Raw genomic sequence first — 15,853 nt, 5'->3', positions numbered from 1 at the left:
CTGCAGCACGAGGACGGACGGAGCGGGCCGGAGGGTTGCACGGCCCGGTGACCAGGATGCCGGGGGCCGTCCCGCACGCTCCACGGCACCGACCGGGCCGCTGCGTGCTCCTACCCGCGCAGCAGGGTGCTCGTGGCCATCCGCTGCAGCGCCCCCTCCACGTCGGCCGTGGCCCCGGCGAAGCTCAGCCGGAGGGTGGACCCGCCCCGCACCGTGTCGAAGTCCACCCCGGGGGCCAGGGCCACCCCGGTCTCGGCGAGCAGGGCCGCGCACCAGGCGGTGGAGTCCTGCGTCAGGTGGGCGACGTCGGCGTAGACGTAGAACGCCCCGTCGGCGGGGGCGAGGTCGGTGATCCCCAGCGCGGGCAGCCCGGCGAGCAGCAGGTCGCGGTTGGTGCGGTAGCGGTGCACGTGGGAGTCGAGCTCGGCGTAGGACTCGTCCGTGAAGGCTGCCACCGCCGCGTGCTGGGCCAGGGCCGGCGGGCAGATCGTGAGGTTGCCGGTCAGCCGGTCCACCGCGCCCCGCAGGCGCTCCGGCAGCAGCACCCAGCCCAGCCGCCAGCCCGTCATGGAGAAGTACTTCGACGTCGAGCCCACCACGACTGCCTCGCGGGAGGTCTCCCAGGCACTGGCCGTGGGCTGGCCGTAGCTGATGCCGTGGTAGATCTCGTCGGAGATCAGCAGGGTGCCGTGCGCCTCGCACCAGCGGGCCAGCGCCGCGAGCTCCTCGGCGGCCAGGATCGTGCCCGTCGGGTTGGCCGGGCTGGCCACGATCAGCCCGGCCAAGGGGGCGGGCAGCGCCTCGAGCATGGCAACGGTGGGCTGGAAGCGGGTGTCCGGGCCGCAGTCGAGCTCGAGCACCTCGCAGCCCAGCGCGGTGAGGGTGTTGCGGTAGGCGGGGTAGCCGGGTCGGGCCATCGCCACCACGTCGCCCGGGTCGAACGCGGCCAGGAACAGCAGGGTGAACGCCCCCGAGCTGCCGGTGGTGACCACGACGTCGGCGGCGGTGACGTCGACCCCGGTGGCCCGGCGGTGGTGCCCGGCGATCGCGTGGCGCAGCTGCGGCAGCCCCAGGGCGACGGTGTAGCCGAGCAGCTGGCCCTCCAGCGCCTCCCGGGCCGCGCGCAGCACGGGGGCCGGCGCGGGGGTGGAGGGCTGACCGGCGGCGAGGGTGAGCACGTCGCCGTGGGTCAGGGCGCGCTCGGCGGCCGCGGCCCACACGTCCATCACGTGGAACGGCTCGATCCGGGAGCGGCGGGAGCTGGTCGGGGTCACCCCGCGACGCTAGTGGCCGGTGAGCGCGCCCCGCACGGCGACAGCCTCCTCCCCGGCGACCGCCCGGCTCCTCCGCCGTTGCTGCTCCTCGTGGTCGGCCTGGCGCGGGTGGCCCGGCAGCGGGCCGACGAGGATGCGGTGGAGCTCGTCCACCGCTCGCGGCACGAGGCTGGCGCGGCGCACGAAGGACGTCCGGCGCAGCCCGAGGTCCTGCACGGTGGGACGCGCCTCGACGGCGAGGCGGGTGTCGACGGCGGCGGGCGGGGTGCAGGGTGCAGCCCAGCCGATCGACCTGGTCCGGACGGGCCAGGATCTCCCGGGCGGTTCCGCCGAGGGTCGGCCGCCGCTGCCGTCGGCCGGTGACCCACCCCCTGGTGGTCAGTGCCGAGCTGACCCGCACCGAGCTCCGCGTCCTCGACGCGATCGACGAGCCGAGCTGCAGCACTGGCACGCCGCCCGGCTCGCGGCGCTGGGGTTCGACGTCGCCATCGCCGAGCCCGTCCGGACCACCCGCTCGCTGGCCGTGCTCGCCGCACGCCGGTGCGGCGCCCGGACCGCCGGTCGGCCCGTGCCCCGCTCAGTAGCCCTGGTAGGCACCGCCACCGCGGATGGCCTCGATGCCGGGCACGCCCGACGTCGAGCCGTACCGGGAGAGCGTGTAGCGGCAGGCGGCCACGATGTTGTCCACCGGGTTCCAGATGTCGTCGTGCCCGGCGACCTTGTAGCTGTCGAACGTGGGGCCGATCGTCTGCATGATGCCCTTGGACGGGGTGCCCTGGGCCGCGTTGGAGTCCCAGTCGTTGATGGCGTGCGGGTCGCCTCCGGACTCGTGCTGGATCATCGTCCAGATGTCGTCGCGGCTCAGCTTCGAGGTGTCGACGCCGTTGTCCTGCAACACCTTCATCGCCTCATCGATCCACCGCTGGACCTGGGCCGGGGCCGCGGACCCCCCGCCGCCGCTCGGCGGACCACCCCCGGAGTCGACGCCCCCGCCGCCCCCGCCCGAACCCCCACCCGACCCGCCACCGCCCGCACCATTGCCGCCCGAGCCGCCCCCGTGCGCTGACACCGGCTCGACGTGCGCTGACACCGGCTCGACGTGCGTGCCCTGCGCACTGGTGGAGGCCGGCACCTCCACCGTCCAGTCGCTGACGGCGAAGTGCGCCGGCTCGAACCGCTGCTCGGCGATGGGCGGCAGCCCGGTGAACGGGGTGGCCGCGCTCGCCGCCGTGATCGCCTGCGTGGCCCGGGACAGCGCGTCCTGCGCGGTGCCCAGGTGCTCCTCGGCCCGGCCGGTCGCGGCCTGCACGATGGCGGCCACCGCGGCGAGCACGGCGGGCTCGCTGGTCAGCGCCACGGCGGCGCAGTCCGCGCTCACCTGGTCCACGATCGCCTGCACCGCGGTGCTCGCCGCCTCCAGCGCCCCGCCCGCGGCGGTGAGCGCCGCGGCCACCGCGTCGGCCGCCGGCCCCACCTGGTCGAGACCGCCGCGCAACCCGGCGGTCCAGGCCACCACGGCCTCCGCGCCCGCCCCGGACCACGCCGCGTCCAGCGCGGTGACCCGGGTGCCCACCAGGTCGCCCGTCGAGCCGGCCGCGGTGGTCGTCGCGGTCCACTGCCCGGCAGCGGCGGAGAGCGCACCCGGGTCGCCGTCGAGCTGGGTGAGGATCTCCTGGAGGCGCTCCGCGCCGATCACGGGGGCCACGGGTCAGACCCTCGCGGCAGGGGCGCTCATGGAGCGCGCGATCGACGCGTCGGCGCCACGCAGAGCCATCGCGTCGGAGTCGATGGCCAGACCGAGCGCGCCGAGCAGCCGGGAGGACTCGGCCAGCTCGCCCTGCCAGTGCGCGGCAGCGGCGGTGAGGGCGGCGACCAGCGCCGCCGACGCGTCGGTGGTGCCGGCTGCGGCCCCACCGACCACTGCGCCACCGACCTCGTCCGCCAGCGCCCCGACGGGCGAGGCCTCGCTGCTCAGCGCGCTCGCACACGCCTCCAGATCGCCGAGCTGGGCCGAGATGTCCTGGTCAGCCACCGCACGTCCCCTCTGCTCCCGAGTTCCTCGACCTCCGACGGCGCCGCAGGAGCACCGGTTCCCCCTCAGGCCGGCAGGCTCACCCGGCCCTGCGCGGCGGCGAGGGCGATGTCGCGGCGGTGGTGCCCGCCGGCCAGGTGCACCCGGTCCAGCCGCGCGTAGACGTCCTCACGGGCAGCCGCCAGGTCGGCCCCGGTGCCCACGACGCTGAGCACCCGCCCCCCGGCCGAGACCACGGCGCCGTCTCCGCGCACGGCCGTGCCCGCGTGCAGCACGCCCTCGGCGTCGCCACCGGTCACCACGTCCCCGGTGCGCGGGCGCCCCGGGTAGTTCTCCGCGGCCAGCACCACGGTGACCGCCGAGCCGGGGGCCCACTCCAGCGGCGGCGCGTCGGCGAGGGTGCCGGTGGCCGTGGCGTGCAGCAGCGCACCCAGGGGGGTCTCCAGCAGGGCCAGCACGGCCTGGGTCTCGGGGTCTCCGAAGCGGCAGTTGAACTCGACCACGGCAGGCCCGCCCACGCCCATGGCGAACCCGGCGTAGAGCAGCCCCGAGAACGGGGTGCCCCGGCGCACCAGCTCGGCGGCCACCGGGGTGACCAGCTCGGCGGCCAGGGCATCGGCGGCCCCCTCGGGCAGCCAGGGCAGCGGCGCGTAGGCGCCCATGCCACCGGTGTTGGGGCCCCTGTCGCCGTCACCCACCCGCTTGAAGTCCTGCGCGGGCAGCAGCGGCACCACGGTCTCGCCGTCCACCAGGCAGAACAGGCTCACCTCCGGACCGTCGAGGAAGCTCTCCAGCAGCACCGGGTGGCCGTCGTCGAGCAGGCTGGCGGCGTGCCGCCGGGCGGCGTCGCGGTCCTCGGTGACCACCACGCCCTTGCCCGCCGCGATCCGGTCGTCCTTGACCACCCAGTGCGGGCCGAAGCGGTCCAGGGCGGCGTCGAGGGAGGCCGGGGAGTCCACGACCTCGCTGTGCGCGGTGCGGACGCCGACGGCGGCCATGACGTCCTTGGCGAAGGCCTTGGAACCCTCGATCCGTGCGGCCGCCGCGGACGGGCCGAAGCACGCGATCCCCGCCGCGCGCACCGCGTCGGCCACCCCGAGCACCAGCGGCACCTCGGAACCGACCACGACCAGGTCGGCCGCCACCGACCGCGCCAGGGCGACCACCGCCACGGCGTCCACCGGATCCACGGCGTGGGTGGTGGCCACCCGCGCGGTGCCGGCGTTGCCCGGGGCGCAGTGCAGGTCGCTCACCCCCCGGTCGCGCCGCAGGGCCAGCAGCAGGGCGTGCTCACGAGCACCGGAACCGATCACGAGGACGCGCACGGCTGCCCACGGTAGTCAGTCCACGGTCACCAGCGGGTACACACCGTTCTCGTCGTGCACCTCGCGCCCGGTGACCGGGGGGTTGAACACGCAGAGCATCCGCAGCTCGGTCTCCGCGCGCACCGTGTGCCGCTCGTGGCCGTCGAGCAGGTACATCGTGCCGGCGGCCAGCGGGTGGGTCTCGCCGGTCTCCCGGTTGGTCAGGGTCCCGGTGCCCTCCACCAGCCACACCCCCTCCACGTGGTTCGCGTAGTGGAACTCGTTGGTGCTGCCGGCCCGGATGGTCGTCTCGTGGAAGGAGAACCCGACACGGTCACCGCCCAGCACGATGCGCTTGCTGCGCCACTGCCCGTCCTCGCTGGTGACGTCGCGCTCGGTCCCGGTGATCTCCTCGGTGGTGCGCACGATCATGGTGGCTCCTCTCGGGTCGGTCCTGGTGCTCAGGAGAGCAGGTCGTCGGCCGCGGCGGCGAGGATGCCGAGGCCGTGGTCGAGCTCGTCGTGGGTGGTGGTCAGCGCGGGATCAGCCGAGCAGGGCGTGCACGTAGCACCAGCGCCAGGTCTCCCCGGGCTCGAAGGAGCGCATGACGGGGTGCTCGCTCGCGTGGAAGTGCGCGGTGGCGTGCTGGTGCGGGCTGGAGTCGCAGCAGCGCACCCCGCCGCACGTCAGGCACATCCGAAGGTGCGTCCACGTCTGCTCGCCGAGGGCGGCGCAGTCCAGGCAGCCGTCGCTGCCGAGCGGCTCCGGGTCCGGCTCGACCCTGCAGGCACGCAGCTCCGGGCACCCCGCCACGGGGGCGACGACGGGCGACGCGGGTGTGGTCGAGGTCTCCGTGGACTTCCTGCGCAGCTTCATCAGGGATCATCCTGCACCGTGCCCGCCGCGCGCCCCAGCCCCCGGTGCTGGGTGCACTGGCTGCAGGAGGAGGTCCGGGAGTGAACGGCTTGCTGCTCGTCGTCGCCGTGCTCGCGCTGCTGGTCGCCGGGGTGGCCAGGGCCAAGGGACTATCGGCCCCGCTGCTGCTCACCGTGGTGGGCCTGCTGGCCTCGCTGCTGCCGGGGCTGGACCAGGTGACCCTGGACCCCGAGCTCGTGCTGTTCGTGGTGCTGCCCCCGCTGCTCTACTCGGCCGCGCTGGACAGCTCCTACCTGGCGATCAAGGACAACCTCCGGCCGATCGGGCTGCTCGCGGTGGTCCTGCCGCTGGTCACGACGGTGGCCGTGGCCTGGGTCGCCTGGCTGGCGCTGCCGCAGCTGCCGTTCACCGCAGCACTCGTGCTCGGGGCGGTGGTGGCCCCGCCGGACGCCGTCTCGGCGACCGCCGTCGGCCGACGCCTGGGGCTGCCGCGCCGGATCATGACCCTGCTGGGCGGGGAGAGCCTGCTCAACGACGCCACCGCGCTCACCGCGTACAAGGTGGCCCTCGCCGTCGTGGTGGGCACCGGCGCGTCCGTTCTCGGCGGGCTGGAGGTGTTCGTGGTGGCCGCCGTCGTCGGGGTGGCCGTGGGCCTGGTCGCCGGGTTCGTGGTGGCCGCGGTGCGACGACGGCTCTCGGACCCGGTGCTGGAGAGCGCGATCGGGCTCGTGGTGCCGTTCCTGACGTACTCCGCGGCCGAGCAGGTCGAGGGCTCCGGGGTGCTGGCCGTGGTGGTGGCGGGTCTGTACCTGGGCAGCCGCTCCTCGCGGGCCGGCTTCGCCACCCGGCTGCAGGACGACGCCGTGTGGAAGGCCGCGGACGTGATCCTGGAGTCGTTCGTGTTCCTGCTCATCGGGCTGCAGCTGCGCGCGGTGCTCGACGGGCTGGCCGGGCGCAGCGTCGCCTCCCTCGTGGTGGCCTCGGTGGTCGTGCTCGCCGCCGTGGTCCTGGTGCGGCTGGTCTGGGTGTTCCCGGCGACCTACCTGCCGCGGCTGCTCTCCGCCCGCGTGCGCACCCGGGAGCCCGCCCCGCCGTGGCGCGGGGTGTTCGTCGTGGCGTGGGCCGGCATGCGCGGGGTGGTCTCGCTGGCCGCGGCCTTCGCCATCCCGCTGACGGTCAACGACGGGTCCGAGCTCCCCGCCCGGGCCGAGATCCTGTTCCTCACGTTCGTGGTGGTGGTCGGCACGCTGCTGCTGCACGGGTTGACGCTGCCCTGGGTGATCCGTCGGCTCGGGGTGCGGTCCGACGACGAGGCTCGGGCCGACGCCGTGGCGGAGGCCGCCGCGCAGCACGAGGCCGGGACCGCCGCGCTGGCCCGCCTCGAGGAGCTCGTGGCCGTCGAGGAGGGGCCGGGCGCGGTGCGGGAGCGCGCCGCGGGGGTCCTGCGCACCTGGACCGAGCGCCGCTCGAACGCCGCCTGGGAGCGGCTGGGCCGCACCGAGGAGGAGGTCGGCGAGAGCCCCACCGCGGCGTTCCGGCGGCTGCGCCAGGAGATGCTCACCGCCGAGCGCGAGGTGTTCATCGCCCACCGCGACGCCGGCCGGATCGACGACGAGGTGCTGCGCACGGTGCTGCACGACCTCGACCTGGAGGAGGCGATGCTCGCCCGTGCGTGATTGCTGTACCCAGGAGGCGAGGATTCCTTCACGGTCACGGGGTTGTCCACAACGAGCGAGGTTGTCCACACCCGCCCGCTGAACAGCACGGCGCACCGACGACGTCCAGCACCATCCGGTCTGTGACCACCACCCGCGATGCGGTCGACGAGGCGGCGTTCCTCGCGACGGTCCACGCCCAGCTCGGCGTCATCAGCCGGAGCCAGCTCATCGGCCTCGGGCTCGACGACCACGCGATCGCCCACCGGCTCCGGCAGCGTCGCTGGCAACGCGTCCTGCACCGCGTGTACGCCGTGCACACCGGGCCGCTCATCCGCCCCGCCATCCTCGAGGCGGCGTTGCTCTATATCGGGCCCGAGGGCGCGCTCAGCCACGACACCGCCGCACACGAGTGGGGGATGCTCCGTGCCGTCGACGACGCCCCGGTGCACGTCACCGTCCCCTACTCCCGCTCGACCACCCCTCAGCCGGCCACCTGGGGACCCTTCGGCCTGGCCCACCCCGGCGTGGTCGTGCACCGCTCCCGCGCGTTTGCCCACGTCGTCGTCGAGGCCGACCCGCCGCGGACGTCCTCGGCGGACACGGTGCTCGACCTCGCGGTGGCCGAGCTGGACGGTCGGGACGCGGCGCGGCGGCTCGTGGCGCTGGCGTCTGCCGGTCGAGTGCCCACCGGGGTGCTGCTGGCGCGGATGGAGCTACGCCGGCCCCGGCGGCACGGAAGGCTGCTCCGGGAGACGCTGCAGCTGATGACCGACGGCGTCCAGTCGGCGCTGGAGCACCGCTACGCCGTGGACGTCGAGGCCGCGCACCGGCTGCCCCGGGCCACTCGTCAGTCACCGGTCGTGGTGGACGGCGTGACGCTGTTCGAGGACGTCGACTACACGGCGTCGGGAGTGCCGCTCGTCGTTCGGCTGGACGGGCGGAAGTACCACTCGCTGCCGGGTGTGGTCTTCCGGGACCGCCGGCGGGACAACGCGGCGGAGCTCGCGGGCCGGCCGCGGCTGGTCTACGGCTGGGACGAGGTTGCCAAGGACCCGTGCGGGGTGGCTGACGAGGTGACCGAGGTGCTGGCTCGGGGCGGGTGGACGGGTGGAGCGCGCTGCGGACGTTGTCCCTGAGCCCGGCCAGGTTGAGGGGAGGCCATTCATCGTGAAGGAAACCTCGCGTCCTGGGTCCAGAAATCACGCACAGGGCAGGACAACCCGATGGAGTCGATCGCGGGGCGCTTCGCGCTGGTCGACCTCGTCGCCACCGGGGGCTCGGGAGCGGTGCGGCGGGCGCACGACCTACGGCTCGATCAGTCTGCGCGGCCCCGACCCGCGAACCCGCGCCTCCGGGGGCCTGGTGTGCTTCGTGCGCGAGCAGAGCGACCAGCGCGGCCACCCGTATGTGCTGACCCCGCAGTCCCGCGCCGCGGAGGACGCCCACGTCGTCGACGCCTCACGCGTGGTCGCCGGCGACACCGTGGGCGCGCATCTGCCTACCCACCACGGCCACCACCGCGGATCTGCTCGAGCAGCTCCGCGATGCCCTGGAGCACGTGCACGCCGCGGGCTGGGTGCACCGCGACGTCACCGTGGCCCAACCTGTGCTCGAGCCCACCTGGTGCTCGAGCCCACCGGCGCGGGGTGGCCGGAGCTGTCGCTGGCCGACGTCGTGCTCGCCGTGCACCCCGGCAGGCGCGGCTCACCGCGGTCGAGCAGTGCCCGGCACGCCCGGCCATCTCGCCCCAGAGGTGCTCGACGGCGCCGGTCCCGCCCCCGCCCGCGACCTCCACGCTGCCGAGGCGGTGGGTCTGCGACTGCGCGGCACCGACCGCAGGGGAGCTGCCGTGGTGGCGTGGCGCCCGGGGCCGAGGGCGGGGGGCGTCACAATCGTCGAGCCACCCCCGACGGGCTGACCAGTGACCTGGCGACCCGGGGATCGGCACCCTGCGCGCACGCAGGAACGGCCGCCAGGAGGAGCCCCAGCACCGCAACCGGCGCGGCACGAGGGTGTCGGGTCCCCACGGGCTCAGTAGACCACCGGGCTGCACGAGCATCCGCTGTGAAGGAAACCTCGCGTCCTGGGTCCAGAAATCACGCACGGGTCCGTAGGACGTCGTGACGCACGATGGTCTGCTCGCGGCCGGGGCCCACGCCGATGCAGGACACCCGGGCGCCGGACAGCTCCTCGACGCGCAGCACGTAGGCCTGGGCGTTGGCCGGCAGCTCCTCGAAGGTGCGGCAGTGCGTGATGTCCTCGAACCAGCCGGGCATGTTCTCGTAGACCGGGACGGCGTGGTGGATGTCGGTCTGCGTCATGGGCATGTCGTCGGTGCGCACGCCGTCGACGGTGTAGCCCACGCAGATCGGCACCTGCTCCAGGCTGGAGAGCACGTCGAGCTTGGTGAGGAAGTAGTCGGTGATGCCGTTGACCCGGGTGGCGTAGCGGGCGATGACGGCGTCGAACCAGCCACAGCGGCGCAGCCGGCCGGTGGTCACGCCGATCTCGCCGCCGGTCTTGCGCAGGTACTCGCCCCACTCGTCGGTGAGCTCGGTCGGGAACGGGCCGGAGCCCACCCGGGTGGTGTAGGCCTTGAGGATGCCCAGCACGGCGGTGATCCGGGTGGGGCCGATGCCCGAGCCCACGGCCGCGCCGCCCGCGGTGGGGTTGGACGAGGTGACGAACGGGTAGGTGCCGTGGTCGACGTCCAGCAGGGTCCCCTGGCTGCCCTCGAGCAGGATCGTCTCGCCGCGCTCCAGGGCCTTGTTCAGCTCCAGGCGGGTGTCGGCGATGCGGTGCCGGAAGCCCTCCGCCTGGGTCAGCACGTCCTCGACGACCTGCTGGGGGTCCAGTGCGCGACGGTTGTAGATCTTGCTCAGCACCTGGTTCTTGAAGTCCAGGGCGGCCTCGACCTTCTGGGTCAGGATCTTCTCGTCCAGCACGTCGGCCACCCGGACACCGACCCGGGCGATCTTGTCCTGGTACGCGGGGCCGATGCCGCGGCCCGTGGTGCCGATCTTGGCGTTGCCGAGGAAGCGCTCGGTGACCTTGTCGATGGCCACGTGGTAGGGCATGAGCAGGTGCGCGTCGGCCGAGAGCAGCAGCCGGGTGGTGTCGATGTCCCGGTCCTCCAGGCCCTTCAGCTCGTCGAGCAGCACGCCCGGGTCGACGACGACGCCGTTGCCGATGACGTTGGTGACGCCGGGGGTGAGGATGCCGGACGGGATGAGGTGCAGGGCGAAGTCCTGGCCGTTGGGCAGCACCACGGTGTGCCCGGCGTTGTTGCCGCCCTGGTAGCGCACCACCCACTGCACGCGGCCGCCGAGGAGGTCGGTGGCCTTGCCCTTGCCCTCGTCACCCCACTGGGCTCCGATCAGGACGATCGCCGGCATGTCAGCTCCAAGGTGGTGCGAGGGCAGGATGGTCGGGCGGCACCCCACCCGGGGCGCCCGGAGAACCCTAACCGCCCGGACCGGGCGTCCGAGAACCGGAGGATCGCGCGCGTGGAGGTCGAGGACGGCGGTCTCGTGGTGCTGGCCTGCGGTGCTGCGCCCGCACCCACCGCGCCGGTCGGGCGGCGCGTCGTGCGGGTGCCCCCGCGGCCCGGGCGCACCGACGTCGACCCGCTGCTCCCCGGGGCACGCCGGCTGGTGGTCGTGGGCGACGACGCGGACCTCGCCGCCGTCCTGACCCGGTTGCTGCGCGCCGAGCGCCTCGACGTCGAGCTCGCCCTGGTCAGCGCGACCGCCACCGCCGCGACCCGAGCGTGGGGCCTGCCGCACTCCGACGAGGCCGCCCGCCTCGCCGTCGCGGGGACGGCGATCGCCTCGCCGCTGGTCCGCGACGACCACGGCGGCGTGCTGGTGGGGGTCGGCGAGCTGCGCGGGGTGGACGGGGCGCCGCTGCGCGGAGAGGCCTACTGCGACGACACCCGGGTGTTCTCCGGTGACGTCGCCGGTGTGGTGGTGAACGCCGGGCCCACCGGGGTCGGCGCCAGGGTGGCCACGGGACGCTTCCGTCGACGCGGGCCGGAGGTCGTGGGCCGGGCCCTGCAGCTGGGTTGCGTCTCGGGCGAGGTGGTCCACGACGGCGTGGTCCACGAGCGGTCGGTCACCCGGTGGGCGTTCTACCGGCACGTCGAGGACTGGCTGCTGGTGCGCTGAGGCACGGACCGCCACAGGGCGGCCCCGACCAGCAGGCTCAGAAGCGGCGGCGCAGGCGCAGGGTGAACGGGCGGCCGTCCGGGTCGACGAACAACCGGTAGAACGGGACGAACAGCCGCCGACGCCAGACCGGGGTCGACGAGACCCGGTGCGGCCGCAACCGGCCGGGCGGCCGCCGGCCCACCCGTCCTCCCGCGTGCCAGGCCTCCAGCCGCTCGGCGCTCGCCACGATCGCCGCCACCGCGTCGTCGGGATCGAGCAGGTCGTCGTCGTCGTCGGGCTCCCGGTCGAGGTGCTCGCGCAGCAGCTCCAGGCGCAGCGCCCGGGCGAAGGTGCGCGCCCCGTCACCGAGCCCGCCGGGGTCGGTCGGCGCCCGAGGATCCCGATCGGTGTCGAGCACGGCCGCACCGAGCTCCGAGTCGTGCGTCCACGAGCGCCGGTTGAAGTTGTCGCTGCCGACCACCGCCCACACGTCGTCGACCACGCACACCTTGGCGTGCACGTACACCGGCACCGCGGCGTGGTTCTCCACGTCCAGCACCAGCACCCTGTCCCCGCCCGCGGCCCGGACGATCTGCAGCGCCTCCGCGTGTCCCAGCAGCGCCGACGGCGGGGTGATGCCGCCGTCGGAGTCGGGGTGCCGGGGCACCACCACCACCAGGTGCAGCGTCGGCGTGCGGCGCAGCGCCTCGGCGAACACCCGGGCCACGTCGGCCGACCAGAGGTACTGGTCCTCGACGTAGACCAGCCGCCGGGCCCGCTGCAGGGCCTTGGCGTAGGACCGGGCCGCGCTGCGCTCCCCGTGCGGGGCGAACGGGTAGGGGGGGTGGCGTCGGGGGTAGGTGCGCAGCAGCTGGACCTCGCACGTGCCGGTCGCCTCCGGGGCGGGCAGCGGCGCGGGCAGCTCGGACGGCTCGTGCAGCGGGCGCCGGCGCAGCAGCTCGGGGACGACGTGCCAGGGCAGCCGGACCAGCGGCGCGGGATCGGCCCACCGCTCCCGGAAGCACTCCTCCACCTCGCGGACCGCCGGTCCGGACAGCGCCACCTGCACGTCGTGCCAGGCGGGCGTCGGTCCGTACACGTCGGGGAACGACCGGGTCTGCGGGTCGCCACGGTGGTCGATGTCGTCACGGCGCCCGTGGGCGAGGTCGATGCCGCCGACGAAGGCCACGTCGCGAGCCGGGTCCCGGGCGTGCCGCACCACCACGAGCTTCTGGTGGTGGCTGCCCAGCGCGAGCACCCGCTGGTCGAGGACCACCTCGCCACCGGCCCGGGTGACGGACTCGGCCAGGGTGCGGTTGCGCTCGGCGGTGTAGCCCAGGCGGATGGTGTGCGAGCGCCAGACGAGCCCGCGCACCACGGCCCCCCGGGCGGCGGCAGCGCTGAACAGCTGGCTGACGGTGGGTCCGTCCGGAGCGAGGCGCTCGTCGGCGTCACCCCGCCAGTCGGTGAACAGCACGAGGTCGCCGGGTCCCACAGCCTCCACGGCGTCGAGCAGGGCCTGGAAGTAGGTGCTCCCGTGCACCAGTGCGCGCGCGGTGCTGCCCGCGGTCCACGGTTGCAGGGCGGTCGCGTCGTTGCCGCGCTCGCGCTGGGTGAGGAACCACGGATGCGCGGGGTCGAAGCCCTCGCGGGGGGAGGTGAGGCTCCGGGTGGAGCGGCCGAGCGCGCGGCTCAGGATCCGTCCCACCCGAACCGGTGTGCTGCTGTTGATGGGGGCTCCCGGGTGTGCGTCCGGCCGGTCGTCGGGCTCGGCACGGTAGCAGGGTGGCCGGCACTCGCGTCAGGGCGTGGGTGGACGCGTCGCCCGCCGGGGACCCGTCGGACGGCCCGCGGGGACGAGCGCGCTGCTGTTCCTGCTCAGCGCCCGCTGACCCTCAGCAGGCGTCCTCGCCGCAGCCCGCCCGGTGGCTGGTGTGCTCCACCTGCACGGTGGCGTGGCCGAGGTCGTGACGGGCGAGCACCTCGCGCGCGTCGTGCAGCACGCGGTCCCGGTCGGTGTCGGTGGTGGACAGGTGCACGGTGGCCACGTCCATGCCGTCGGTCAGCGTCCACACGTGCAGGTCGTGCACGTCGGTCACGCCCGCCACCCCCGCGAGCTCGGCGCGGACGGCCGGGACGTCGACCCGGGACGGCGCGGCCTCGACCAGGATGCGCACCCCCGCGCGGCCCAGGTTCACCGCGCGGGGCAGCACCATGAGCCCGAGGAGCACGGCCACCACCGGGTCGGCGTAGCGCCAGCCGAACAGCGCGGTCAGCAGCCCGGCCACGAGCACCCCGACGCTGCCGAGGGCGTCGGCGAACACCTCGAGGTAGGCCCCACGCACGGCCAGGCTGTTCCGGGCGTCGCTGCGCAGCAGCAGCATCACCCCGACGTTGGCGGCGAGCCCGGCCAGGGCCACCACCACCAGGGGCAGGCCGGGCACCGCCGGCGGGTCTGACAGCCGGCCGACGGCGCTGACGAGGATGAACACCGCCACCCCGACGAGCAGCGCGGCGTTGAGGACGGCGGTGAGCACCTCGGCGCGGTGCCAGCCGTAGGTGCGCGCGGCCCGCTGGCCGCCGCGCCGCACGAGCTCCAGCGCGACGAGGGCCATGGTCATGCCGACGACGTCGGTCAGCATGTGGCCCGCGTCCGACAGCAGGGCCAGCGAGGACGTGCTGAGGCCGACGACCACCTCGAGCACGAGGAAGCCGACCATCACGCCGAGGGAGACCAGCAGCCGCCCGCTGCGACCCGAGCCGGTGCGGGCGTCCGCCAGCTGTGCGTGCCCGTGCCCGTGTCCTGCGCCCACCGCTGCTCCCCTCGTCGACCGTCAACGTATAGCGGGGTGCGCATGTGTGCAAAAGTGACGACGACTACCGGGTCAAGCAGACACCACCGGACGAGGCGTCGAGCTCAGTCGTCCAGGTAGGGCGCCACCGCGGGGTGCCGCACGGTCGGCGGCAGCATGGCCAGGGCCGAGATGCGGCTGGCTCCGGCGGCCTGCATGAGGTCGACGACGGTGGACCGCAGCTGCGCCACCACCACGCGCACCGAGAGACCGCCGTCGGCCCCGAGGTCGGCCGTCAGGCCCCGCGCCACCCCGCGCAGCGCGGTCGCGACATCGGCCCGGCTGGGTGCGGAGCCGGGCTCGGAACCCACCACCTCCCGCAGGACCTCCACGGCCGCGGCCAGCTCGACCAGCCGCAGCACGATCCGTGGGTCCACCGGCTCCTGGTCACCCACCACCACGAGAGCCCGCCGCGCCAGCACCCGGACGTTGCGCGCGGCGTTGTCGATCGGCTCGACCATGGCGGCCAGGCGCACCACCCCGGCCCGCGACCGCCACCGCAGCGGGGCGATGCGGGCGATCTCCCGGCCGCTGACGAGGTCCGCCCGCAGCGCGTCGAGGGTGACCTGCGTGCCGCGGGCCCGGGTCAGCGCGACCCCGACGGGGGCCGGGTCCTCCTCGGCCAGCCCGTCGGCCACCCCGCGCAGCGCCTGGGCCAGCGCGGTGAGCACGGCGGAGCCGTCCCGGCGGGCCGCACGCAGCGGATCGGCCGGCACCACGGCCACCACCACGATGGCGACGATCCCGCCGACCAGCGCGTCCAGGGCCCGCTCGGGGCCACCGGACTGCCCCGGCGGCAGCAGCGTCGCCACCAGCACGGCCGACGACCCGGCCTGCAGGGTGAGGACCGGTCCACCGTCGAGCAGCACGGCCGTGCTCATCGCCAGCAGCACCACGAGCCCGATCTGCCAGGAGCCGGTGCCGATCAGGGTGACGAACAGGTCGGCCACGAGGATGCCGACGCTCACCCCCACCACGAGCTCCACCGTCCGGCGCAGCTTCGCGCCCAGCGACACCCCCAGGCACACGATGGCTGCGACGGGGGCGAAGAACGGCCGGGCGTGGCCGACGACCTCGGTGGCCACGAACCAGGCCAGCGCCGCCGCGAGGGCGCACTGCAGCACGGGCAGCGCGGACGTCCGGAGCCGGCCGACCCGCCGGGCCAGCAGGACCCGGACGGCGCTCACGCCAGGGTCAGCGCACGCCCAGCGCGGGGGCCGCGGCGGGGTCGCAGTCCTCGAGCAGGTCGAGCGTGCGGGCCTGCTCGTCGACCTCGCCGATGGCCGTCGCGGCCCGGTTCAGGGCGGCCACGGCGCGGAGGAAGCCCCGGTTGGGCTCGTGGGAGTAGGGCACCGGGCCGAAGCCCTTCCAGCCGTTGCGGCGCAGCTGGTCGAGGCCGCGGTGGTAGCCGGTGCGGGCGTAGGCGTAGGCCTGCACCGGCTGCTCCACGTCGAGCGCGGCCTCGGCCAGGGTGGCCCACGCGATGCTGGCGCTGGGGTGCGCCGCCGCCACGGCCGTCGGGTCGGCCCCGTTCAGCAGGTCGGACTCGGCGTCGGGGTCGCCGGGCAGCAGGGTGGGCTGCGGGCCGAGCAGGTCGTGGTGGTGGAGGCTCATGCGCCCATCATCGCAGGCCCCGCGCCCGCCGCCCCACCGCCAAGTGCGGGCTTCTGGTCGTCATTCCACCCGGGATGACGACCAGAAGCCCGCAC

General features: G+C 74.9%; 15 protein-coding genes. 3 read left to right on the top strand and 12 right to left on the bottom strand.

Annotated elements, in window-relative coordinates:
* Positions 1 to 110: 110 nt before the first annotated feature.
* The 7 genes from RHODO2019_RS00580 to RHODO2019_RS00550 form a co-directional block, all read right to left on the bottom strand.
* Positions 111 to 1,226 carry an aminotransferase class I/II-fold pyridoxal phosphate-dependent enzyme gene (locus RHODO2019_RS00580; protein ID WP_265384866.1) on the bottom strand — a complete coding sequence of 372 codons (1,116 nt, stop codon included), beginning with the start codon at positions 1,224 to 1,226 and terminating at the stop codon, positions 111 to 113.
* A gap of 57 nt (positions 1,227 to 1,283) precedes the next feature.
* Positions 1,284 to 1,490, bottom strand: a complete 207-nt coding sequence (locus RHODO2019_RS00575) for a hypothetical protein (protein ID WP_265383151.1) — start codon at positions 1,488 to 1,490, stop codon at positions 1,284 to 1,286.
* A 361-nt stretch (positions 1,491 to 1,851) separates the two neighbouring features.
* Positions 1,852 to 2,979: a transglycosylase SLT domain-containing protein gene (locus RHODO2019_RS00570; protein ID WP_265383150.1), complete on the bottom strand. Its 1,128-nt coding sequence runs from the start codon at positions 2,977 to 2,979 to the stop codon at positions 1,852 to 1,854.
* Between the two features lie 3 nt (positions 2,980 to 2,982).
* Entirely contained in the window at positions 2,983 to 3,306 is a 324-nt protein-coding gene (locus RHODO2019_RS00565; RefSeq protein ID WP_265383149.1) for a hypothetical protein, read from the bottom strand.
* A gap of 65 nt (positions 3,307 to 3,371) precedes the next feature.
* The gene (gene purD, locus RHODO2019_RS00560) at positions 3,372 to 4,631 is read right to left on the bottom strand and encodes a phosphoribosylamine--glycine ligase (protein ID WP_265383148.1); all 1,260 of its coding nucleotides are present in this window, start codon (positions 4,629 to 4,631) and stop codon (positions 3,372 to 3,374) included.
* Positions 4,632 to 4,646: 15 nt separating this feature from the next.
* Complete coding sequence (locus RHODO2019_RS00555) at positions 4,647 to 5,042, bottom strand: ectoine synthase (protein ID WP_265383147.1); 396 nt, start codon at positions 5,040 to 5,042, stop codon at positions 4,647 to 4,649.
* Between the two features lie 111 nt (positions 5,043 to 5,153).
* On the bottom strand, positions 5,154 to 5,486 hold the full coding sequence (locus RHODO2019_RS00550) for a UBP-type zinc finger domain-containing protein (RefSeq protein ID WP_265383146.1): 333 nt from the start codon (positions 5,484 to 5,486) through the stop codon (positions 5,154 to 5,156).
* Between the two features lie 80 nt (positions 5,487 to 5,566).
* Here RHODO2019_RS00550 and RHODO2019_RS00545 point away from each other — a divergent pair, with 80 nt between their 5' ends.
* Together RHODO2019_RS00545 and RHODO2019_RS00540 are read left to right on the top strand one after the other, a co-directional pair.
* Positions 5,567 to 7,162, top strand: a complete 1,596-nt coding sequence (locus RHODO2019_RS00545) for a Na+/H+ antiporter (RefSeq protein ID WP_265383145.1) — start codon at positions 5,567 to 5,569, stop codon at positions 7,160 to 7,162.
* Positions 7,163 to 7,284: 122 nt separating this feature from the next.
* The gene (locus RHODO2019_RS00540) at positions 7,285 to 8,280 is read left to right on the top strand and encodes a hypothetical protein (protein ID WP_265383144.1); all 996 of its coding nucleotides are present in this window, start codon (positions 7,285 to 7,287) and stop codon (positions 8,278 to 8,280) included.
* Positions 8,281 to 9,240: 960 nt separating this feature from the next.
* On the opposite strand, the gene RHODO2019_RS00535 is transcribed toward RHODO2019_RS00540, so the two are convergent.
* Positions 9,241 to 10,539: an adenylosuccinate synthase gene (locus tag RHODO2019_RS00535; protein WP_265383143.1), complete on the bottom strand. Its 1,299-nt coding sequence runs from the start codon at positions 10,537 to 10,539 to the stop codon at positions 9,241 to 9,243.
* Positions 10,540 to 10,650: 111 nt separating this feature from the next.
* Here RHODO2019_RS00535 and RHODO2019_RS00530 point away from each other — a divergent pair, with 111 nt between their 5' ends.
* Complete coding sequence (locus RHODO2019_RS00530; protein WP_265383142.1) at positions 10,651 to 11,310, top strand: hypothetical protein; 660 nt, start codon at positions 10,651 to 10,653, stop codon at positions 11,308 to 11,310.
* Positions 11,311 to 11,347: 37 nt separating this feature from the next.
* On the opposite strand, the gene RHODO2019_RS00525 is transcribed toward RHODO2019_RS00530, so the two are convergent.
* From RHODO2019_RS00525 to RHODO2019_RS00510, 4 genes are all read right to left on the bottom strand, one after another.
* On the bottom strand, positions 11,348 to 13,000 hold the full coding sequence (locus RHODO2019_RS00525; protein WP_265383141.1) for a phospholipase D family protein: 1,653 nt from the start codon (positions 12,998 to 13,000) through the stop codon (positions 11,348 to 11,350).
* 187 nt (positions 13,001 to 13,187) lie between these two features.
* Positions 13,188 to 14,105, bottom strand: a complete 918-nt coding sequence (locus tag RHODO2019_RS00520) for a cation diffusion facilitator family transporter (RefSeq protein ID WP_435532150.1) — start codon at positions 14,103 to 14,105, stop codon at positions 13,188 to 13,190.
* 104 nt (positions 14,106 to 14,209) lie between these two features.
* Entirely contained in the window at positions 14,210 to 15,331 is a 1,122-nt protein-coding gene (locus tag RHODO2019_RS00515; protein ID WP_265383140.1) for an FUSC family protein, read from the bottom strand.
* Between the two features lie 7 nt (positions 15,332 to 15,338).
* The gene (locus RHODO2019_RS00510; RefSeq protein WP_265383139.1) at positions 15,339 to 15,758 is read right to left on the bottom strand and encodes a DUF3151 domain-containing protein; all 420 of its coding nucleotides are present in this window, start codon (positions 15,756 to 15,758) and stop codon (positions 15,339 to 15,341) included.
* Positions 15,759 to 15,853: the final 95 nt, after the last annotated feature.

Origin of the sequence: Rhodococcus antarcticus, assembly GCF_026153295.1 — a bacterium.
Classification (GTDB): Bacteria; Actinomycetota; Actinomycetes; order Mycobacteriales; family Mycobacteriaceae; genus Rhodococcus_D; species Rhodococcus_D antarcticus.
Note: the sequence above shows the minus strand (reverse complement) of the source record. Positions and strands in the feature narration are given on the sequence as shown.